The following is a 20,533-nucleotide window of genomic DNA, read 5'->3' as shown; positions in this document are numbered from 1 at the left end:
CCGGGCGGGAACCAGTCCCTGGTCCCCGGGCGGGAACCAGTCCCTGGTCCCCGGGCGGGAACCAGTCCCTGGTCCCCGGGCGGGAACCAGTCCCTGGTCCCCGGGCGGGAACCAGTCCCTGTCCGAGAGAGGTGCCCCGTACGGATGCCGGCCGCCGGTCAGGAGCGGCCGCGGTCCGCGAGCACCGTCGCGACGAGTTCACGGCGACTGCGTACGCCGACCCGGTCGAAGACCGCCGTCAGGTGCTCCTGCACGGTGTTGGCGGAGATGTGCAGCTCCCGCACGATCTGGCGGGTGGAGCATCCCCGGACGACCAGGGCGGCGACGCGGGTCTGCGCCTCGGTGAGGCCGTACGCGCTCAGCAGCAGCGAGCCGGTCTCGGCGGGGGAGGCCGGTTCGATCACGATGCCGATCTGGGGTTCGCTCGGCCCGTGCAGGCGGGTCGCGTGCAGCGTGAACCACCGTCCCGACCGGCCGCGCAGCCGCACGGTGGCCGAGGCCGGCAGCGCGGGGGCGGCCTCCTCCAGGGTGCTCAGCCGGGCGGCCGCCGCCTGCACGGCCAGCGGCAGTCCGCCGGGGCCCGCACGCCCCGCGTCCTCGGTCTCCGCCAGCCAGGCGTGCGCCTCCGGGTTCATGGACACGACGGTCAGGCCGGCGTCGAGCACGATGATGCCCGGGGCCGCCGGAGCCGGGGCGCCGGCCGCGGTGGACTCGACGGTCACGGCCCGGCGCAGGCCCTCCGCCAGGTGCGGTGCGAGGCGCCGGACCAGGGCCAGGTCACGGGAGTCGAAGCCGGCGGAGGCGTCCTCCCGGTGCAGGCACAGCACGCCCCAGCAGCCGGTGCCGCTGATGAGCGCCGCGCGCAGCTCGTCGCCGAGTCCGAGCGGCGCCATGATCTCGCGGTAGCGGGCGCTGGCGGACCGCTCGCCGAGGGTGGCGCGGTCCAGCGAGCCGACCGGGTCGGCGGCCCCCGCGAGCGCCGCGAACTTGTTGACGTCGGACCGGCCGAACTCGTTGTCCAGGAACAGCGTCCGCGCCTCGGCCAGGGGTTCCTCGGCGACCGCCGAGGTGAACAGCAGCGTCGCGGGGTCGACGGTCGCGAAGAAGGCCGCGTCCACGGACACCAGACGCCGGATCCGGCGCAGCGCCTCCGTGCGCAGACTCGTGACGTCCAGGCCCGCGTGGCACCGGTCGATCAGGACCTCGGCCCGGCGTGCCGTCGCAGTCGCGACCATGTGTACGACGCTACTCCCCGTGCCCGCCGTGCGCACCGGACGGGCGCCGGGGCTCCGGCGGGCCGCGCGCACCCGCTCAGGGCGCCCGGACGAGACCGAGCCCGCGCAGCAGGCCCAGTTCGTCGAGGCGGCCCCAGCGCTCCACGACGCGGCCGTCCCGGAGCCGGAAGATGTTGATGCCGGGGAGGCTCAGCGTCCGCCCGGTGGGAGCCACCCCGAGTATCTCGCCCCGCTGCGTGCCACTGGCGGTGAACTGCTCGACCACCAGATCGCCCTCGCCGATCAGGAGCCCGGTGTCGCTGTGCCAGTCGGGGAACGCGGCGCGGAACATCGCGCCCGCCGCGCGCATCCCCTCCCGGTCGGCCGGGCCGCCGAACGGCGGGTCGTGATCGACGAAGTCCTCGGCGAGCCAGACGTCGACGGCGCCGAGGTCCCCCTTGGTGAACAGCGCCTCGATGAAGTCGGTAACGGTCTTCTTGTTCTGCTCGATGATGTCCATGTCTCAAGTCTTCGACCGCGGGCACGCCCCGGGTACCCCAGAAACCTGGGGTATCGGGAGGCGATGGATCACCCCGCCCGCAGCGCCCGCGCGATCCCGGCGACGGCGTCCGGGCCCACCCGGCAGCAGCCCCCGATCAGCCGGGCCCCCGACCGGCGCCAGCCCGTGACCTCGGCGGAGGTGAACGTGGCGCGGCCGTCCCAGGCGCGCCGGTCCGCGTCCCAGGTCTCGCCGCTGTTCGGGTAGACCACCACCGGCTTGCCGGTGACCCGCGCGGCCGTCTCCACCGCCCCGCCGACGTCCGCCGGGGCGCAGCAGTTGACGCCCACCGCGACGATCTCGTCCGCGTCGGCGGCCAGGGCGAAGGCCTCCTCCAGCGGCTGCCCGGCCCGGGTGCGGTCACCGTCCACCGAATACGACAGCCACGCGGGTACGCCCAGTCCGCGCACCGCCCGCAGCAGCGCCTCGGCCTCGTCGGCGTCCGGCACGGTCTCCAGGGCCAGTACGTCGGGGGCGGCGGCGGCCAGCACCTCCAGGCGCGGGCGGTGGAAGCGCTCCAGCTCGGACACGGTGAGCCCGTACCGGCCCCGGTACTCGGAACCGTCCGCCAGCATCGCCCCGTACGGCCCCACCGACGCGGCCACCCACAGCGGCCGGTCGGCCCCGCCCGCGTGCGCCTGCCGGGCCGCCTCGCGGGCCAGTTCGACGCTGAGCGCGATGAGTTCCGCGGCCCGGCCGGGGGAGACACCGCGCTCGGCGAAGCCCTCGAAGGTGGCCTGGTAGCTGGCGGTGATCGCCACGTCCGCGCCTGCCTCGAAATAGGCGAGATGCGCCTCGGTGAGCGCCTCCGGCCGGTCGGCGAGCAGCCGTGCCGACCACAGCTCGTCGCTCAGGTCGTGCCCGGCCGACGCGAGCTGGTTGGACAGGCCGCCGTCCAGGACGACCGTGCCGGCGGCGAGGGCGTCGGGGAGGCTGCGGGAGGTGTCGCTGGTCATGGCCCGACGCTAGCCGATACGCGGTCGTGCCCGGTGTCCGCGGGGGCGCCACCGGCGCGCGACGCTTCGGCGGGCACCGAACCGTCGGCGCCCTAGCGTCTCCCTCATGAACGAGCACCCGCAGGAGACGCGGCAGGACGAGGCCCGGCAGGGGACGGCGTCGGGCACGAGCCCGGGGGAGCGGACCGCCGGCGGCGATCCCGCCGGGGCCCTGGGTCGTGTCCGCGAACTCCCGTCTGTTCCGCGACGCCTGGCACGCACTCTCGCCGCACCGGGCGAAGCCCCGAGTACGCCCAGTACGAGGGACTCCGCCCGCCACGGCGAGAGCACGCACCAGACGCCGCGGAACCCGCCCTCCGGGCGGACGACGGGGCTTCGCGGACACGACCTGGTCGCGATGGTCGACCACGTCCTCGCGCTGGCGGCCACCTGGACCGCCTGGGACGGCACGCCCGTCCACGCCGACGGCCGCGTCCACACCCCGCACAAGGCGATCCGCCGGGTCGCCGACCATCTCGTGGACCACCTGGCCGAGTTGGAGGCCAGGCTCGCCGGCGAGGACCCGCTGCCGGACCACTGGCACGCCTCGGCGACGACGACCCCGGCGGACCTCGCCCCGTTCACGGCCGAGGACCTCGACGAGGCCCGCAGCCGGCTGACCAGACTCGCCGGGATCTGGGCGAACCGCCTGGACGCGCTGACGGAACGGCAGCTCGACGACTCCCCGGGCGAGGGCTGGTCCTTCCGTGAACTCGCCGCGCACCTCACGGAGTCGGTGTACTACGCCGACGCGGTGGGCCGGCTCGCGTGACCGCCTTCCGGGACCTCCACCACGGCGACACGCCCCTGCTGCTGCCCAACGCCTGGGACCACGCGTCGGCCGCCGCCCTCGCCGCCCAGGGGTTCGCCGCGATCGGCACCACGAGCCTCGGCGTCGCCGCGGCGAGCGGGCTGCCGGACGGCTCCGCGGCCCTGCGCGAGCCGACGGAGCGGCTGGCCCGGCGCCTCGGCACGGAGCCCTTCCTGCTCTCCGTCGACGCCGGGGACGGCTTCGGCCCGGACCCCGACGAGGTGGCCGCACTCGCCGTGCGGCTGGCCGGCGCGGGGGCCGTCGGCATCAACCTGGAGGACGCCCTCGCTCCCGCCCGGCTGCACGCCGCGAAGATCGCAGCGGTCAAGGCGGCCGTGCCGGACCTCTTCGTGAACGCCCGCACGGACACGTACTGGCTCGGCGACGGCGGTCACGCCGAGACCTGCCGTCGCCTGGACGTCTATCAACGGGCGGGCGCGGACGGGGTGTTCGTGCCCGGCGTCGGCGACCCGGCACGCATCGCCGAGCTGGTGCGCGGCCTCGACGTGCCGCTCAACATCCTCTGGTCGCCGCTCGGCCCGGGCGTCGACCGGCTGGGCGACCTCGGCGTCCGCAGGGTCAGCCTCGGCTCCCTGCTGTACCGCCGGGCGCTGGGCGCCGCCGCGGAGACCGCCGCGGACATCCGGGCGGGACGGCCACCGCGGGGTGCGGCGCCCACGTACGCGCAGGTCGAAGCGCTGGGTGCGCGTGCCCCCGGCGACTGACGGGTACGGGGCGGCAGCGCGGGCGGGGCACCCCTGAGCGTCCCGGCCACCGCTCCGAGGTGCCCGCCAGGGAACTCGTGAGGTCTCACGCGTCGCCCGCTCCCTCCGCGGGCCAGTGGAGGAGCAGGACGTGCAGGGCGTCGACGGCCCGGTCCCAGGACGTCTGCACGTCACGGGGCGCGCCGAAGCCGCCGGCGGCCTCGATGCCGCAGAAGCCGTGGAAGGAACTGCGCAACAGCCGTACCGCGTCGGTCAGATCGGGCTCGTCGAGGCCGTAGGCACGGAGCATGCCGTAGGTGATCTCGGCGGTCCGGCGCAGGCCGCGGGAGTCGGTGACGAGTGCCTGGTCGATGCGGATCTGCGTGGCGGCGTACCGTCCGGGCCGCGTCAGGGCGAACTCCCGGTAGGCCCCGGCGAACGCGGCCAGCGCGTCCTTCCCGGCCCGCCCGGCCACCGCGTCGGCGATGCGCTCGATCATCTCCTCGCCGGCCAGCAGGGCGACCCGGGTGCGCAGCTCCGCCAGGCTTTTGACGTGGGAGTACAGGCTGGCGTCCTTGACGCCGAAGCGGCGTGCCAGCGCGGAGACGGTGACGTTGTCGAAGCCGACCTCGTCCGCGAGATCGGCCGCGGCCGCCACGAGCCGGTCGACCGTGAGTCCGGCACGGGCCATGTCCGCCCACCACCTCCGCGCGCATCCGAACCTAGGTTTCCTAGGCAAAAGCCTAATATACACAGGAACCGACATCCGGAAGGGCCGGCGGGGACCCGCCGTTCCCAGGTCGTCCGCAGCTCACGCGGCGGCCGTTGAACGTTCATGTTTTCCGTCGATCCTCCTTGTCGCGCGGCCGTCCGGCGCCGCCGGACTCAGGAGGCCGACATGGGGCACGCACACGGACACGGGCACCACCATCACCCGCACCCGCACGAGCACACGGCGGAACCGCTGCCGGCGGCCTTCGACACCTCCGTGCCGGACGAGGCGCTGACCCCCGAGCAGCGCTCGCGCCGCTCCCTGCTGCGGCGCGCCGGTCTGCTGGGCGCGGGCCTCGCCGCGGGCAGCGTGCTCGCCCAGGGCGCCACGGCGCCCGCGTACGCCTCCGAGGGCAGACGCAGGAACAACGGGTTCCTCTGGCTCTCCGGCGACCACCACATCCACACGCAGTACAGCAGCGACGGCAAGTACCGCGTCGGTGACCAGGTCCGCCAGGGCGCCCGGCACGGGCTCGACTGGATGGTCATCACCGACCACGGCAGCGAGACGCACGCCAAGATCGGCGTCGAGAAGGTCAACCCCGACATCAAGGAGGCCAGGGCCGCCCACCAGGACACCCTGGTCTTCCAGGGCCTGGAGTGGAACATCCCGGCCGCCGAGCACGGCACGGTCTTCGTCCACCCCGGCAGGAACGAGGTCTCCGTCCTCAAGCAGTTCGAGACCTCCTACGACGGCAGCGTCAAGGGTGCCTCCGACTCCACGCCCGCCAACGAGGCGCTGGCCGTCGCGGGCCTCAACTTCCTCGCGGAGCAGGTGCAGCGGCGCAAGGTCAAGGACGCCCTGATGCTCGCCAACCACCCGGCGCGGCGCGGTGTCGACTCCCCGCACGAGATCCGCGGCTGGCGTGACGCGACCGGCTCGGGCCGCCAGATCGCGATCGGCTTCGAGGGCGCGCCCGGCCACCAGGCCGCCGGTATCGCCGCCCCCCTCGGCATGGGCCGCGCCCGCGGCATCTACGACAACAGCCCGAGCGCCAACTCCTTCGCCGGCTACCCGCTGGAGAGCTACCGCACCTGGGGCGGCTTCGACTGGATGACAGCGACCGTCGGCGGCCTCTGGGACAGCCTGCTCGCCGAGGGCAAGCCCTGGTGGATCACCGCCAACTCAGACTCGCACCAGGTCTACACGGACACCGCCGTGCGCGGCGGACCGGACAGCGACTTCACCGCCAACGGCAGGCACACGGACCCCGTCTACGGCGGCAAGGTCGACCTGACGCAGGGCGACTACTGGCCCGGCCAGTACAGCCGCACCCACGTCGGCGCCGACGGCTTCTCGTACGCCGCCGTCATGGACGGCATTCGCGCCGGACGGATCTGGGTCGACCACGGCGGGCTGATCGCGGGCCTCGACGCGCGGGTGTCGGGCGGCGGCCGGTGGGCCACCCTCGGCGGCGCGCTGCACGTCAAGAAGGGCACGAAGGTCACCGTCACGATCGACGTCGCCCTGGCCGGCGGCCCCAACTGGGCTGGCTTCGTACCGGAGTTGGACCGGGTCGACGTCATCCTCGGTGACGTCACGGGCGCCGCGAAGGACAAGGACACGTTCACCGCCCCCACGGCGAAGGTCGTCCGGTCGTACGAGGTCGGCAAGTCCTCCGGCACGGTCCGGCTGACGTACTCCCTCGGCGCCGTCGACCGTCCGCTCTACGTCCGGTTCCGCGGCACGGACGGCAACCGCTCGGCGACCGGTCTGATGGGCGCCGCGGTCGACCCGGCCGGCCCGGCCGTCGACGTCGTCGGCGACGCCGACCCGTGGCGCGACCTGTGGTTCTACTCCAACCCGGTGTGGGTCCTGCCCTCGTGAGCGGACCCCACACCCTGACGGTGGACGCGGGGACGGGCGACCTGCGTGCGGCGGATCACCGGCTGCGCGCCCTGGCGGACGAACTGGCCCTCGACGAGCGCTGGTTCGGCTGCACCCACCTGGTGCGGGGCGACCGCCCCCGGGTCGCCCTCTCCCTCTCCGCCCCCTCGCGGTCACTGCTGAGCACCGTCCGGCAGCGCCTCGCGGACCGGGGGTACGAGGTGTCGCCGGGGGCGCCCGACGCGGTGGGCCGCGCGGTGCTGTACCCCGGCGTCGCGCGGCTCACCGGCACCGTGACGGTCGCGGAGGTCCTGTCGGCCTCCGCGATCGTCCGTGTCGCCGTACTGGGCGAACCCGGGCCGCCCCCGCCGGACCGGCGGCTCGTCACCCGGGACCACGTACGCCCCGAGTGGCGCGGGGGCGAACTCGTCCTGGCCGCGATGCCCGCCGCCGGCGGCACCCTCGTCCCCTTCGAGGTCCCGGACCCGACCCCGTGCTGCGCGGACCACTGACGTACCTCTCGCGGAGGCGGCTTCGGGGTCCGCACCCCCCCGCCGGGTACGTGTGCGTGCCCGGCCGGCCGGTCCGGGGCCCCTCGGGTCAGTCCCGCGTCTCCGGGAAGACACATCAGTCCCGCGGCTGCGAGAAGACGAACGAGAACTCCGCCGGTGCCGCGTCGAGCCGGTACCGCGGCAGGGCGCCGGGACCGCACGACTGCGAGCCGATGCCCTGCTGGCCGTGGTCCAGGTTCACCCAGACCGTGTCCCCGGGCACCAGGTCCGTCAGGTGGTCCGCCGCGTCGAGCTGCTCGGTCGTCCAGCGCCGGGCGGTGAACCAGAACTCCGGGTCGCCCTCGACCCGCAGCCCGCCGAGCTCCGCCCACCGCACCCCGGCCCGCGCCCCGTTCTCCTGCGGGCGGACGTACGGCGTCTGGAGCGCGTCCACCGACGCCTCCCAGCGGCCCGGCAGTGAGGCCGCCCGGGTGTCGGGATAGCCCTCGCCGGGGCCACCGCCGAACCATCGCACCCGGTCCGCGGACGCGGGCAGCCCGAACCGGATCCCGAGCCGCGGCAACGGCACCGGCCAGTCGCCCTCGGGCGCCACGGACACCGTCAGCCGCAGCAGGGTCCCGTCGGACGTCCACCGGTACACCGTGCGCAGGCCGATCTCCCCTCCGGCGGGCGCCACCCGGGTCCGTACGGTCAGCGCGTCGCCGGACGCCTCGACCGCGTCGACGCGGTGCCGCATCCGGTGCAGGCCGAGCCTCCGCCACCGCGGCCCGAGGCGCTGGTCCGGCTGCCAGGGCGCGCCCTCGTCGTTGTCGGTCGGCGCGCGCCAGACGTCCAGGCGCAGCCCGGTCACAGCGGTCCCGCCGATCGTGAGCGGGGCGCCGGTGCGCGCGTCGAAGGAGGCGGGGCCCAAGCCGATCGTGCGTCCGCCCCGCACCGGCGCGGCGGACGCGGCCACCCGGCCCGGGACCCGTCCGATCAGCGGCAGGTGGGCCCACGCGACCGGATGCCCCTCGGGCGCCCACGCGGCCTCTTCGGCAAGTACCGCCCGCACCGTCCAGCCGGTCTCGGCGCCGCCCCCGTCGGCGGGCGGCTCCGGCAGCTTCACGTCCGCCGTCTCGCCGGGTGCGAGAGCGGGCACGGGGAGGGTGCCCGTCCCGACGGTCTCGCCGTCCACCTGGAACGACCACGCGAAGGCCAGCGGGGACAGATCCGCGAAGTCGTACCGGTTGGTGATCCGGAGCGTGCCGTGCGCCGCGTCTCCCGTGATCCGGACCGGCTCGATCACCTTCTTGTACTCCACCAGTCCCGGCGACGGCGTGCGGTCCGGGAAGAGCAGTCCGTCGCAGACGAAGTTCCCGTCGTGCAGCTCCTCCCCGAAGTCGCCGCCGTACGCGAAGCCGTACCGCTCGTCCCTGACGCCGTGGTCGATCCACTCCCAGACGAAGCCGCCCTGGAGGCGCGCGTGGGACTCGAACAACCGCTGGTAGTCGGCGAGTCCGCCGGGACCGTTGCCCATCGCGTGCCCGTACTCGCACAGGACGAACGGCAGCGACCGCCGCCGCCGGGAGCCGCCGTCCAGGCCCCGCCCGATGCGCTCGACCTCGGCGTGCGGGGCGTACATCCGCGTGTACACGTCCGTGTCACGGCAGTCGTGGTCGCCCTCGTAGTGGAGGAGCCGCGAGCCGTCCCGGCCGCGGATCCACTCGGCCATGGCGGTCAGCCCGCGTCCGGTGCCCGCCTCGTTGCCGAGCGACCAGAGGACCACCGAGGGGTGGTTCTTGTCGCGCTCGACCATGCGGGCCGCCCGGTCCAGCAGTGCCGGGGTCCACCGGTCGTCGTCCACCGGGTTGTCGCGCCACGCCTGCTCGGTGAAGCCGTGGGTCTCCAGGTCGCACTCGTCGATCACCCACAGGCCGTACTCGTCGCACAGGTCCAGGAAGGCGGGGTGTGGCGGGTAGTGCGAGGTCCGCACGGCGTTGACGTTGTGCCGCTTCATGAGCAGCACGTCCGCGCGCATGGTCTCCCGGTCCAGGGCGCGCCCGGTCTCCGGGTGCCACTCGTGCCGGTTGACGCCCCTGAACAGCAGCGGGCGGCCGTTCACCTCGATCAGCCCGTCGCGCAGGGCGACCGTGCGGAAGCCGATCCGCAGGGGGACGCGCTCGCCCTCCGTCGCCAGCACGCCGTCGTACAGTCGCGGGGTCTCGGCGGTCCACGGCGCGACCGGCACGGTCACGGACTCGCCGGTGGCGACGTCGACGCCCAGCTCGGGCACGGTGACCCGGCCGTCGACGTCGGAGTCGACCCGAAGCGTGCCCTCGCCGCCCACGTGGTCGTACGAGGCGTGCACGAAGAAGTCGAGCACGCCGCCCGGCGGACGGTGCAGCAGGGTGACGTCCCGGAAGATGCCGGGCAGCCACCACTGGTCCTGGTCCTCCAGGTACGAACCCGAGGACCACTGGTGGACCCGGACCGCGAGCACGTTGCCCCGCGGCCTGAGCAGGTGGCCGACCGCGAACTCGTGGGGCAGCCGCGAGCCCTTGAACTCGCCGATGTCGGTGCCGTTCAGCCAGACCCGGGCGCAGGACTCCACCCCGTCGAAGCGCAGCACGCCGCCGCCCTCCGCGGGCCACCCGCCGGGCAGGTCGAAGTACCGCAGGTGGTCCCCGGTCGGGTTCTCGTCGGGCACCCGCGGCGGGTCCACCGGGAAGGGGTAGCGGTGGTTGGTGTAGATCGGCGCGCCGAAGGCCCCGTCGCCCTGGAGGACCCAGTGGCCGGGGACGGACACCTCCGCCCAGTCCCCGCTGTCGTAGCCGTCCGCGGCGAACGACTCGTCCTCGGTGTCGGCCGCCGGGGACAGCCGGAAGCGCCAACTACCGTTCAGGGAAAGGGAGTCGGCGTCCGAGGACGCGTACCAGGCGCGCGGGGGGAGTGCTCCGGCGCCGGGGGAGATGTCCTCGACGTAGTCGGTGGCGGACTGGGATCGGCCTGTGGGGGAGGTGCGGAACGACATCGGTCTCCTAGATCGGATCGGCCCAGGGGTGCGGTCGTCGTGCGGGTGCCGGGCGCCCTTCCGTGGGGAGGCGGCCGGCGGGTCACGCGGGTGGCGCGGTGCGGGTCCCGGCGGGGGCGGACGGGGTGCCGGCGCGCGGGGCGGCGGTCCCGGTGGGTGCGGGGCGCCGGCCCACGGCCGACAGGGCGCCCTCCAGCGCGAACGTGGCCGCGCCGAGGCACACCGGGTCGGTGGGGACGGGGGACAGGACGATCTCCGTGGCGGCCAGCGGCCGCTTCAGCGCGTGCCGCCCCACCACCGCCCGCACCTCGCGCAGCAGCGGCTCGCCGAGCGCCGCCGCGACCCAGCTGCTGAGCACGATCACCTCCGGATTCAGGAGGTTCACCAGGTCGGAGACAGCAGCGCCGAGATAGCGGGCGGTGTCGGCGACCACCTTGAGCGCCAGGGGGTCCCCCGCGGCGACGCCACGGGCCAGCGCGTCGATCGTCGCGGTCTGGTCCCCGGGGTGCAGCAACGGGCTGCCGGGGCTCAGCTCCCGCAGGTTCAGCATGATGCCGGGCGCCCCGACGTACGTCTCCACGCAGCCCCGGCCGCCGCAGTGGCACAGCCGCCCGTCCAGCACGAGCGTGGTGTGCCCCCACTCGCCGGCGCTGTTGCTGACCCCGCGGTGCACGCCTCCGCCGAGCACGAGCCCCGCGCCGACTCCCGTGCCCAGGTTCACGACCACGGCGTCGCCGCGACCGCGGGCCGCGCCGAACCAGAGCTCGGCCACCGCGCAGGCGCGCAGCGGGTTGTCCAGGTGCAGCGGATACGTGATGTGCCCGGCGAGCAGGTCGAGCAGCGGTACGTCGTGCCAGTCCCAGTTCGCCGCGTACTGGCAGACGCCGCGCTCGCGGTCGACCTGCCCGGGGACGCTGACGCCCACCCCCAGGACACGGGCGTCCGCCACCCCGGCCCGCGCGACCACGGCGGCGACGGTCTCGGCGACCCGGCCCGCCACCTGGTCTGGGCGGGTCTCGCCGGGCCGCATGTCCGCCTCGGCGCGGGCGAGGACGGCCAGCGAGAGGTCGAAAAGCTCCGCGCGCACGTACGTCTCGGCGATGTCGACGCCGATCAGCGCGCCGCCCGCGGCGTCCACGGCCACCAGGCCGCGCGGCCGGCCGCCCGCGGAGTCCTCGAAGCCGACCTCGGTCAGCATGCCCAGCCCGAGCAGCTCCCCGACCAGCGTCGCGACGGTGGCGAGGCTCAGCCCGGTCGCCGCCGCCAGTTCCTGCCGGGACGTCGGGGAGGCCGCGATGATCTGGCGCAGCACCTCGTAGCGGTGGGCGGTGCGGATGTCGCGGGACGTGCGCTTCACCGGACGTGCCCCCTCGCCCCGGACGGACCATGACGGGGCCTCGGCCCCCGCGCGCCTCGTCAGGCTACGGTCCGGCACGGACTTTCTACAAGGGGTTAGGAAAGGGGCTGGAAGAAGGGGCGGGAGTGGTGCCCGGCGGGCTCCGAGAGACCGGTCCCAGCCGGCGGCCGGACACCTCCCGGAGCCGGGTGTCGGGAGTCAGCCTCCGGGCGCCCCCAGCCCTCCGGAGTCAGTCGCCGAGGACCTCGTCGACGAACGCGTTGCGGAACTTGCCCGCCGGGTCCAGCTCGGCGGCGAGTGCCGCGAAGTCGGCCAGGCGCGGGTAGCGTCCCCGCACCACGGCGGACGGCATCGCGTACACCTTGCCCCAGTGCGGCCGGGGACCGAAGGGGTCGAGCGCCTCCTCCACCCGCCGCACCACGGGCAGCACGGCCGCCGTGTCCGCGATCCAGGTGAAGTGCAGCGCCACGGTGTCCCGCCCGTACGCGGGACTCAGCCACTGCCGGTCCGCGGCGACGGTCCGCACCTCGCAGATCTTGAGCACGGACGAGACCGTGTCCCGGATCGCGTCCACGGCGTGCAGCGCGCCGAGCGCGTGCTCGCGCGGCAGCAGGTACTCGGACTGCAGCTCGGCGCCGCTGCTCGGGGTGAACTCGGCGCGGAAGTGCGGAAGCCGCTCGTGCCAGGGGCCCGGGACACCGAACTGCTCGGTGCAGTTCACCGCGGGCATGCCCGGTACCGGGTGCATCGCCGCCGTGGCCGGGGCGGCCCACGGGAAGTCGGCGGCCGGCCGGTCCGTGCGCCGCTTGAGCCACACCTGCCGGAAGCCCGGCGCACCCCAGTCCGTGAACAGGCTGACGCTGTACGCCGACGCCGCCACCGCCTCGAAGTCGAGCCCCGCCAGCGGGAGTTCGGTGAAGACGTGCTGGCTCACCTCGAAGTCCGGCTCCAGGTCGAGCGTGAGGGCGGTGACCACGCCGAGTGCGCCGAGCGAGGTCACCGCGCCGTCGAAGCGCTCGTCGCCGCGCGCGATCGTCACGGCCGAGCCGTCCGCGGTGACCAGCTCCACCTCGCGCACGACCGAGGCGAGCGAGCCGTTCGCCACCCCCGAGCCGTGGGTGCCGGTCGCCACCGAGCCCGCCACGGAGATGTGGGGGAGCGAGGCCATGTTGGGCAGCGCGAACCCCCGCTCGTGCACCCGCCGCGCCAGCTCGGCGTACCGGACACCGCCCGCGACCCGGACCGTACGGGCGCCGGTGTCGACGTCCACCGCCGGCGGCAGCGCCGTCAGCGAGAGGAGCACGCCGCCGTCGCCCGGCTCGGCGATCGTGTTGAACGAGTGCCCGCTGCCCAGCACCCGCACCCGCGCGCCGGCGGCCACCAGCGCCGCGAGCGCGTCGAGCGACTCGGGCCGGTGCAGCTCCTTCGCGGAGTACGTGATGTTGCCCGCCCAGTTGGTCAGGATCTCGGTCATGTGTGGCGTCCTCCCCGGGAAGTCCCTGTCGGCCGTGCACCCGCCGTGACGACGTGCCGCGTACGAGTGAATCCCAGTTCACGGACTCCTCGTGATCAAGACCGTACGCCCCGGTGCGCGAGGGCGGCGGCCCGGAGCACCCCGTACGGTCCGTCGGCGCGGCTCGCGCCTCTCGGGGGGACCCGGCACGCCCGCACCGCAGGCAGGGGCATACCGTGAGGAGTCGAGCACGAACGCCGGGAGCGAGGAGAACGGGATGGGCAGCCGCACCGCGCTGGTCGAGGATCTGATGGAACGGTTCCCGCACGTGCCACGGGAAGCCGTCTTCAAGGAGGACCTGCTCCGCGGGGGCGTCGCCTTCGACGACTCGGCCCTCTCGGACAACGAGGACGGCGACGTCAAGCCGAAGTCGTACTTCATCTTCTCCTTCGACCACGGCACCCTGCCCGAACTGGGCGAGGCCGCGCTGCGCCGCCCGCCGGAGGAGATCATCCTCACCGGCGGCCCGTACGACCTGCGGCGCACGGTCGTCTCGGTCCGCGTGAACCCCGCCTCCCCGTACCGCGTCGCGGCCGACGAGGAGGGCATGCTCGGCCTCTACCTGGACGGGAAGCGGATCTCCGACGTCGGTGTCCCGCCGATGCCGGACTACTACCGGCACAAGCTCTCCAACGGCAAGTCCGTGATGGAGGTCGCCCCCACCATCCAGTGGGGCTACCTGATCTACCTCACCGTCTTCCGGGTCTGCCAGTACTTCGGCGCCAAGGAGGAGTGCCAGTACTGCGACATCAACCACAACTGGCGACAGCACAAGGCGGCGGGCCGCCCCTACACGGGCGTGAAGGACGTCGAGGAGGTCCTGGAGGCGCTGGAGATCATCGACCGGTACGACACCGCGAAGACCTCCACCGCCTACACGCTCACCGGCGGCGCGATCACCAAGACGGTCGCCGGGCGCGACGAGGCCGACTTCTACGGCCACTACGCCAAGGCCATCGAGGAGCGCTTCCCCGGCCGCTGGATCGGCAAGGTCGTCGCCCAGGCCCTCCCGCGCGACGACGTGCAGCGCTTCAAGGACTACGGCGTGCAGATCTACCACCCCAACTACGAGGTGTGGGACCGCCGCCTGTTCGAGCTGTACTGCCCCGGCAAGGAGCGCTACGTCGGCCGCGACGAGTGGCACAAGCGCATCCTCGACTCGGCGGAGATCTTCGGCGCGCGCAACGTCATCCCCAACTTCGTGGCGGGCGTGGAGATGGCCGAGCCCTTCGGCTTCACCACGGTCGACGAGGCCATCGCCTCCACCACTGAGGGGCTGCGCTTCTTCATGTCGCACGGCATCACACCCCGGTTCACCACCTGGTGCCCGGAGCCGACGACCCCGCTCGGCAAGGCCAACCCGCAGGGCGCCCCGCTGGAGTACCACATCCGCCTGCTGGAGGCCTACCGCTCCACGATGGAGGACTTCGGCCTCTCCTCGCCCCCCGGCTACGGCCCGCCCGGCCCCGGCCAGGCCGTCTTCTCGGTGAGCTCGTTCATGGACAGCCTTCCGGCGCGCGAACCGGCGACCGAGCCCTCCGCCCGGTAACCCGCGCCCCTTCCACGAGTACGGCGGCCCGTTCTTCCGGGTCGCCGTACGTCCCGCGCGCAGATGGATATGCTCCTTGTCAGTTGTGCGGGAACCGTGAAAAGGTCGGGGCCTCTCGTGAGCCGATGGCCAACCCCAGTGGCCAACTCCCCAGTAGCGGCAGCGAGTTGACGTCGTGGATGCACTTGACGCAGGAGTCCCCATTGCCCGACCTGCCGACCCCCCGGAACGCCACCGAGGCCGCGTGGTTCTCGGAGTGCTGGGACGCGGTCCTGTCGTACGCCGATCTGTGCACGTCCGGATCCGCCTCGGCGACGCAGCTGGCCACCGAGGCGTTCACGCACGGCATACGCCAGGCGCGTGACGACGACGGCGGGGCGAAGGGGAGCGGGCGCCGGGTGTCGCGGCTGCCCCGGATCCCGCTGCTGCTGACCTCGGTCCGCACCACCGCCGCCGCCTGGGAGGCCGCCGGCAGCGGTCACCGCCTCGACCCCGACCTGCGGCTGTGGCTCACCTCCGGGAAGGCCGCCCGCTACACCGGGCCTCCGCTGAGCCGCCCGCTCGCGCTGCGCGGACTGCGGGACCTCCAGGAACCGGACGCCGCGCTGCTGTGGCTCGCCGAGGTCGAGGCGCTGCCGCTGCCGGTCGTGGCCCGGCGCCTCGGCCTCGACCCCGCCACCGCGGCCGCCGAACTGGCCCAGGTACGGGCGCTGTTCCGGGACCGCTGCCACCGCGCCCACCTCGACACACCCATGGACGCGCGCTGCCGCGCCTTCGCACGGCTCCTCGACGCGGTCACCCGCTCGCCCGGCGCCGAGACGCCCGAGGACCTCTCCCGCCACCTCGCGCGGTGCGTGGAGTGCGCGGAGGCCGCCGCCTGCCTGCGCCTGCACGGCGGCGGACTGCCCGCCGCCCTGGCGGGCGGGGTCATCGGCTGGGGCGGCCTCGCCTACCTGGAGCGCCGGCGCCGGGCCGCGGAGGCCGGTCTGGTCGGCGGACGCGCCGACGCCGCCACGGACACCGGGTTCGCCGAGGGCGAGGAGGCCGCGCCCCGGATCGGCCGCACCGGCACGCTCGTCACCGCCGTCCTGGTGTCCGCGCTGGCCCTCGCGGTCTCGCTGATGCCCTTCGACGGCTCCGAGGGCAGCACCTCCGTGCGCGACGAGGCCGGAGACCGGCGGCCCGTCGCGGACCCCGGACCGTCCTTCCCCTCCGCCTCCGCCACCGCCACCACCACGGCCGGCTCGACGGCCTCACCCCGGCCGTCCCGCTCCCGGACCCGCTCCGCCCCCGATCCCGGCCCCGGCATCCAGGGCGGCTCCTCCACGCCCGACCGCACCCCGAGCCCCACACGGTCCACGAAGCGCCCGACGGCGACCTGCCGGGTGCGCTACGAGGTCGTCGACGAGTGGCCCGACGGTTTCCAGGGCGCCGTCACCGTCACCTCCAGCAAGGCCCTCGACACCTGGCGCGTCGCGTGGACCTTCGGCGACGGCCAGCGGGTCAGCCAGATGTGGGACGGCGACTACGTCCAGAGCGGCTCCCGCGTCACCGCCACCGCCGCCGACTACAACAAGTCCGTCCGCGCCGGCGGCACCTTCGGTGTCGGCTTCATCGCCTCCTGGCACGGCGGCAACGGGCCCGCGCACGACTTCACCCTGAACGGGCACGGCTGCACGACGGTCTCCTGAACCGGGTTTCGGCACGCCCCGAATAATCGGTGGCGTCCGCCCGAGGGCCCGGCCTAGGGTGTACCTCGTTCCCCCGCGGCGCACGCCGCCGGGGGCCCGACCGAGCGGAAACCAGGAGGTGTTGACCGATGGCTGTCACTGCGACGGGCGCTGCCCGCATCCAGAAGTCCATCAAGTCCACCTCCGTGGCCGCCGGCTGACCTCCTTCTCACTTCTCAGCGCCTGAGCGCGCGTGCCGGGGCCGCCCCTCGAAGGGTCTCCCTTGTCTTCCTCCGCTTCCACCTCCCTTTCCGCTCTTTCCGCGCACCCTCTCGCCCCCTACGGCTGGGACGAGGAATGGGCGCGCGAGTTCGCCCCCCACGACGCCGAGGGGCTGCTCGCCGGGCGGGTGATCCGAGTCGACCGCGGTCAGTGCGACGTGGTCACCGCCGACGGGGTCATGCGCGCCGACACCGCGTTCGTGACGCCGCACGATCCGTTGCGTGTGGTGTGCACCGGCGACTGGGTCGCCGTCGAACCCACCGGCAACCCGCGCTACGTGCGTACGTACCTGCCCCGCCGTACCGCCTTCGTCCGCTCCACCTCCTCCAAGCGCTCCGAGGGCCAGATCCTCGCGGCCAACGTCGACCACGCCGTCGTCGCCGTGTCCCTCGCCCTGGAACTCGACCTGGGCCGCGTCGAGCGCTTCCTCGCGCTCGCCTGGGAGTCCGGCGCCCAGCCGCTCGTCGTCCTGACCAAGGCCGACCTCGTGCCCGACCCCGCCACGCTCGGGCATCTCGTCCAGGACGTGGAGACGACGGCACCCGGGGTGCCGGTGCTGCCCGTCAGCTCCAGCGCCGGGGAGGGCATCGACGTCCTCGCGGCCGTCCTGTCGGGCGGCACCTCGGTGCTGCTCGGGCAGTCCGGCGCGGGCAAGTCCACCCTCGCCAACGCGCTGCTCGGTGAGGACGTGATGGACGTACGGGCCATCCGCGACGTGGACGGCAAGGGCCGTCACACCACGACGACCCGCAACCTCCTCGTCCTGCCCGGCGGCGGCGTCCTCATCGACACCCCCGGTCTGCGGGGCGTCGGCCTCTGGGACGCCGGGACCGGGGTCGGCCAGGTCTTCGCCGAGATCGAGGAACTGGCCGCCGACTGCCGCTTCCACGACTGCGCGCATGTCGCGGAGCCCGGCTGCGCGGTTCTCGCCGCCGTCGAGGACGGCGTCCTCCCGGAACGCCGCCTCGACAGCTACCGCAAGCTCCTGCGCGAGAACCAGCGCATCGTCGCCAAGACGGACGCCCGGGTCCGGGCCGAGATCCGCCGCGACTGGAGGCGGAAGATGGCGGAGGGACGCGCCGCGGTGGCGGCCAAGCGCGGCCACTGGGCCTGACCTGGCCTGACGCCCAGCCCGACTCGGGGGCCGACGCCGGCTCAGGCCGACGCCGACCCATGGGCGGGCGTCCGGCCGTCGCCGGGGGCTGGGGCTCGGCTAGCGCCGGGGGTCTACCTCAGGGCCGACGTGGGCTCCCGATGGGGGCGTCCAGCTCAGGCCGGGGCCGACCCGTGGGCGGGCGTCCGGCTCAGGCCGAGGGTGAGGTCCGGCTCCCGCCGGGGCCTGTCTCGGGGCCGACGTGGGCTCTCGCTGGGGCGGCGTCCAGCTCAGGCCGAGGCGGATGCGGGGCTGGGGTCCGGCTGACGCCAGGGCCGATGTGGGGCTGGCGCTCGACCAGGGTGCCCGGCTGACGCCGGGCTGTACGCCGACGTCAAGCGGCCGAACTCCGGCTCGTGCCGGGCCGACGGCGGACTGAAGCCTGCTCACGCTCCGGCCGACCCGGGCCAACACCGCCCGCCGAGGCGGACTTTGACGGCCGGCGCGGGGTTCCGCGCCGGCCGTCGTGTCGTTGCGCGGCCGCGCTACGGCGGCTCGGCGGACCGGGACAGCGCGCCCTAGCCACCGAGGGCTGGTTGGGCCGGGTGGACAGCGTCCTCCGTCCCCCCGGCCTCGCCCAGGTCGCCGGGGAGGCGGCAGGCCCAGGCACCGAGGGCCCTGACCCGGCGACGCCGGGTGTCCCGACCCCGCGGGTGCCGGACATCGGCCCGAGCCGTGGGTCGTACGCCCATCGGAGTGTGGGCCGCGCAGACCTTGGCGGGATCGAGTCCCAGGTCCGGCGTGGTCGAGTCGCCGTACGGCCTCGGAGTTGGCGCGGTCGAGTCGCCGTACGGCCCCGGACCGGGCGTGGTCGAGTCGCCGTACCGCCTCGGAGCCGGCGTGGTCGACTCGCCGTGCCGCCCGGGACCGGCCTGGCCGACTCGCCGTGCCGTGCCGTGCCGTCCCGGGCCCCGCCTGGTCGAGTCGCCGTACGGCCCCGGACTGGGCGTGGTCGAGTCGCCGTACGGCCTCGGACCCGGCGTGGTCGAGTCGTCGTGCCGCCCGGATCCCGGCGCCGTCGAGTCGCCGTACCGCCTGGGCGCCCTGGGGAACGGCTCGGGCCCCGCACGTGCGACCCCGCGCCGTGTCGGCTCAGCGCCGTGTCCGATTTCCGCCAGCGGCCGGTGTCGTGGTGACGGAGACTGGACGGTGTGATCGATGAAGAGACCAGGTACGAGGCGGTGCGCAGCCGCGATGCCCGTTTCGACGGGGAGTTCTTCTTCGCCGTCCAGACGACCGGGATCTACTGCCGGCCCAGCTGCCCGGCGGTGACGCCGAGGCGGGAGAACGTCCGGTACTACCCGACGGCCGCAGCGGCACAGGGCTCGGGCTTCCGGGCCTGCCGCCGCTGCCGCCCGGACGCGGTACCGGGCTCGGCCGACTGGAACGTACGCGCCGACGTAGTGGGCCGGGCCATGCGCATGATCGGCGACGGCGTCGTCGACCGGGAGGGCGTCGCCGGGCTCGCGGTGCGGCTCGGGTACAGCGCCCGCCAGGTGCAGCGCCAGCTCACAGCCGAACTCGGGGCGGGACCCGTCGCACTCGCCCGCGCCCAGCGCGCCCACACCGCGCGGGTGCTGCTCCAGACGACCGGCCTGCCGATCACCGAGATCGCGTTCGCCGCCGGGTTCGCGAGCGTGCGCCAGTTCAACGACACGGTCCGCGCCGTCTACGCGTCCACGCCGAGCGAGCTGCGCGCGGCGTCGGCCCGGCGCGGCTCCGCCGGGCGCCGTGCCGCGACCCCCTCCGCGGGGATCCCGCTGCGACTCGCCCACCGGGGCCCGTACCAGTCGACCGCCCTCTTCGACGTCCTCGCCCGCGAGGCGGTCCCGGGCGTCGAGGAGGTCACCGGCACCCGGGCGCGCCGCACCTACCGGCGGACCCTGCGCCTGCCGTACGGCACCGGAATCGTCGCCGTGGCCGAACGCCCGGGCGGCCCGGCACGCCCCGCGCCCGCCCACCCCGGCGGCTGGCTGGACGCCCTGCTGCACCTCACCGACCTGCGTGACCTCACCACCGCCGTACAGCGGCTGCGGCTGCTGTTCGACCTCGACGCCGATCCGTACGCGGTGGACGAACGGCTCGCCGCCGATCCCCGCCTCGCACCCCTGGTCGCCGCCCGCCCGGGCCTGCGGTCGCCCGGCACCGCCGACCCGGACGAGCTGGCCGTGCGCGCGCTCGTCGGCCGGGCGGAGGCCGAGCGGCTCGTGCAGCGGTACGGCAAGACGCTGGACGCCCCCTGCGGCACGCTCACCCACCTCTTCCCCGAAGCCGGCGTCCTCGCGCAGGCGGAGCCGGACGGCACGCTCGGCGCGCTGGCCGCCGCCCTCGCCGACGGCACCCTGCGGCTCGACGCGGGCGCCGACCGGGACGACGCGCAGCACGCGCTCCTCGCCCTGCCCGGCATGGACCCCCGCACCGTCGCGGTCATCCGCAACCGCGCCCTCGGCGACCCGGACGCCGCGCCACCGGACGACGACGTCCCGGACACCTGGCGCCCCTGGCGCGCCTACGCCCTCCACCACCTCGACGCCGCGCTCGCAGCAGACGACGCGGACGGCGCCCACGACGGCGCCACCGACTCGGAACGGGAAACCCACTGATC

15 protein-coding genes are annotated in these 20,533 nt (G+C 74.6%); 8 read left to right on the top strand and 7 right to left on the bottom strand.

The genetic code is table 11. The annotated features are described in order from the left end of the window. Window positions 1-158 precede the first annotated feature (158 nt). The 3 genes from ACFYQQ_RS03040 to mmuM form a co-directional block, all read right to left on the bottom strand. Window positions 159-1,235 carry a helix-turn-helix transcriptional regulator gene (locus ACFYQQ_RS03040; RefSeq protein WP_356166937.1) on the bottom strand — a complete coding sequence of 359 codons (1,077 nt, stop codon included), beginning with the start codon at window positions 1,233-1,235 and terminating at the stop codon, window positions 159-161. Window positions 1,236-1,311: 76 nt separating this feature from the next. Further along, a complete protein-coding gene (locus ACFYQQ_RS03035) occupies window positions 1,312-1,734 on the bottom strand; it encodes an ester cyclase (RefSeq protein WP_356166934.1) in 423 nt (140 codons plus the stop codon). Between the two features lie 68 nt (window positions 1,735-1,802). Continuing rightward, window positions 1,803-2,729, bottom strand: coding sequence for a homocysteine S-methyltransferase (mmuM, locus tag ACFYQQ_RS03030; RefSeq protein ID WP_356237794.1), 927 nt, complete (start codon window positions 2,727-2,729; stop codon window positions 1,803-1,805). A gap of 397 nt (window positions 2,730-3,126) precedes the next feature. Between mmuM and ACFYQQ_RS03025 the strand changes: the two genes are divergently transcribed. Together ACFYQQ_RS03025 and ACFYQQ_RS03020 are read left to right on the top strand one after the other, a co-directional pair. Further along, a complete protein-coding gene (locus tag ACFYQQ_RS03025; protein ID WP_356166999.1) occupies window positions 3,127-3,540 on the top strand; it encodes a hypothetical protein in 414 nt (137 codons plus the stop codon). Next, window positions 3,537-4,304, top strand: coding sequence for an isocitrate lyase/phosphoenolpyruvate mutase family protein (locus ACFYQQ_RS03020; RefSeq protein ID WP_356237795.1), 768 nt, complete (start codon window positions 3,537-3,539; stop codon window positions 4,302-4,304). The genes ACFYQQ_RS03025 and ACFYQQ_RS03020 overlap by 4 nt, the downstream gene beginning before the upstream one ends. Window positions 4,305-4,389: 85 nt before the next feature. Here ACFYQQ_RS03020 and ACFYQQ_RS03015 read toward each other — a convergent pair whose 3' ends face one another. Further along, complete coding sequence (locus ACFYQQ_RS03015) at window positions 4,390-4,974, bottom strand: TetR-like C-terminal domain-containing protein (RefSeq protein ID WP_355795006.1); 585 nt, start codon at window positions 4,972-4,974, stop codon at window positions 4,390-4,392. Window positions 4,975-5,181: 207 nt separating this feature from the next. On the opposite strand from ACFYQQ_RS03015, the gene ACFYQQ_RS03010 reads away from it, so the two are divergent. Next, complete coding sequence (locus tag ACFYQQ_RS03010; protein WP_356237797.1) at window positions 5,182-6,882, top strand: PHP domain-containing protein; 1,701 nt, start codon at window positions 5,182-5,184, stop codon at window positions 6,880-6,882. Next, window positions 6,879-7,394 carry a hypothetical protein gene (locus ACFYQQ_RS03005; protein WP_355795325.1) on the top strand — a complete coding sequence of 172 codons (516 nt, stop codon included), beginning with the start codon at window positions 6,879-6,881 and terminating at the stop codon, window positions 7,392-7,394. The genes ACFYQQ_RS03010 and ACFYQQ_RS03005 overlap by 4 nt, the downstream gene beginning before the upstream one ends. Window positions 7,395-7,509: 115 nt before the next feature. Here the strand turns inward: ACFYQQ_RS03005 and ACFYQQ_RS03000 are convergent, their stop codons facing one another. The 3 genes from ACFYQQ_RS03000 to ACFYQQ_RS02990 all read right to left on the bottom strand — a co-directional run bounded on the left by ACFYQQ_RS03000 (window position 7,510) and on the right by ACFYQQ_RS02990 (window position 13,235). Continuing rightward, complete coding sequence (locus tag ACFYQQ_RS03000) at window positions 7,510-10,404, bottom strand: glycoside hydrolase family 2 TIM barrel-domain containing protein (protein WP_388903109.1); 2,895 nt, start codon at window positions 10,402-10,404, stop codon at window positions 7,510-7,512. 82 nt (window positions 10,405-10,486) lie between these two features. Further along, window positions 10,487-11,761, bottom strand: a complete 1,275-nt coding sequence (locus ACFYQQ_RS02995; RefSeq protein ID WP_388903106.1) for an ROK family protein — start codon at window positions 11,759-11,761, stop codon at window positions 10,487-10,489. A 229-nt stretch (window positions 11,762-11,990) separates the two neighbouring features. After that, window positions 11,991-13,235, bottom strand: coding sequence for an FAD-binding protein (locus tag ACFYQQ_RS02990; RefSeq protein WP_388903103.1), 1,245 nt, complete (start codon window positions 13,233-13,235; stop codon window positions 11,991-11,993). 256 nt (window positions 13,236-13,491) lie between these two features. On the opposite strand from ACFYQQ_RS02990, the gene ACFYQQ_RS02985 reads away from it, so the two are divergent. The 4 genes from ACFYQQ_RS02985 to ACFYQQ_RS02970 all read left to right on the top strand — a co-directional run bounded on the left by ACFYQQ_RS02985 (window position 13,492) and on the right by ACFYQQ_RS02970 (window position 20,531). After that, window positions 13,492-14,823 carry a radical SAM protein gene (locus ACFYQQ_RS02985; RefSeq protein WP_355793300.1) on the top strand — a complete coding sequence of 444 codons (1,332 nt, stop codon included), beginning with the start codon at window positions 13,492-13,494 and terminating at the stop codon, window positions 14,821-14,823. A 203-nt stretch (window positions 14,824-15,026) separates the two neighbouring features. Beyond that, on the top strand, window positions 15,027-16,514 hold the full coding sequence (locus ACFYQQ_RS02980) for a cellulose-binding domain-containing protein (RefSeq protein WP_356237800.1): 1,488 nt from the start codon (window positions 15,027-15,029) through the stop codon (window positions 16,512-16,514). A gap of 262 nt (window positions 16,515-16,776) precedes the next feature. Further along, window positions 16,777-17,889 (top strand): ribosome small subunit-dependent GTPase A, encoded by a 1,113-nt coding sequence (gene rsgA / locus ACFYQQ_RS02975; RefSeq protein WP_355794319.1) that lies wholly within the window; start codon window positions 16,777-16,779, stop codon window positions 17,887-17,889. 1,193 nt (window positions 17,890-19,082) lie between these two features. Then, window positions 19,083-20,531, top strand: a complete 1,449-nt coding sequence (locus ACFYQQ_RS02970) for a bifunctional transcriptional activator/DNA repair enzyme AdaA (RefSeq protein ID WP_388903393.1) — start codon at window positions 19,083-19,085, stop codon at window positions 20,529-20,531. Window positions 20,532-20,533: the final 2 nt, after the last annotated feature.

The organism is Streptomyces sp. NPDC005496 (genome assembly GCF_042872045.1).
GTDB lineage: Bacteria > Actinomycetota > Actinomycetes > Streptomycetales > Streptomycetaceae > Streptomyces.
The sequence above is the reverse complement of the archived record's forward strand: the minus strand, read 5'-3'. Positions and strand labels throughout refer to the sequence as shown.

Excerpts from the sequence above, each read along its gene's own strand:
- ACFYQQ_RS03040 (WP_356166937.1), bottom strand. The coding sequence starts at position 1,235 with ATGGTCGCGACTGCGACGGCACGCCGGGCCGAGGTCCTGATCGACCGG.
- ACFYQQ_RS03035 (WP_356166934.1), bottom strand. The coding sequence starts at position 1,734 with ATGGACATCATCGAGCAGAACAAGAAGACCGTTACCGACTTCATCGAG.
- mmuM (WP_356237794.1), bottom strand. The coding sequence starts at position 2,729 with ATGACCAGCGACACCTCCCGCAGCCTCCCCGACGCCCTCGCCGCCGGC.
- ACFYQQ_RS03025 (WP_356166999.1), top strand. The coding sequence starts at position 3,127 with ATGGTCGACCACGTCCTCGCGCTGGCGGCCACCTGGACCGCCTGGGAC.
- ACFYQQ_RS03015 (WP_355795006.1), bottom strand. The coding sequence starts at position 4,974 with ATGGCCCGTGCCGGACTCACGGTCGACCGGCTCGTGGCGGCCGCGGCC.
- ACFYQQ_RS03010 (WP_356237797.1), top strand. The coding sequence starts at position 5,182 with ATGGGGCACGCACACGGACACGGGCACCACCATCACCCGCACCCGCAC.
- ACFYQQ_RS03000 (WP_388903109.1), bottom strand. The coding sequence starts at position 10,404 with ATGTCGTTCCGCACCTCCCCCACAGGCCGATCCCAGTCCGCCACCGAC.
- ACFYQQ_RS02990 (WP_388903103.1), bottom strand. The coding sequence starts at position 13,235 with ATGACCGAGATCCTGACCAACTGGGCGGGCAACATCACGTACTCCGCG.
- ACFYQQ_RS02985 (WP_355793300.1), top strand. The coding sequence starts at position 13,492 with ATGGGCAGCCGCACCGCGCTGGTCGAGGATCTGATGGAACGGTTCCCG.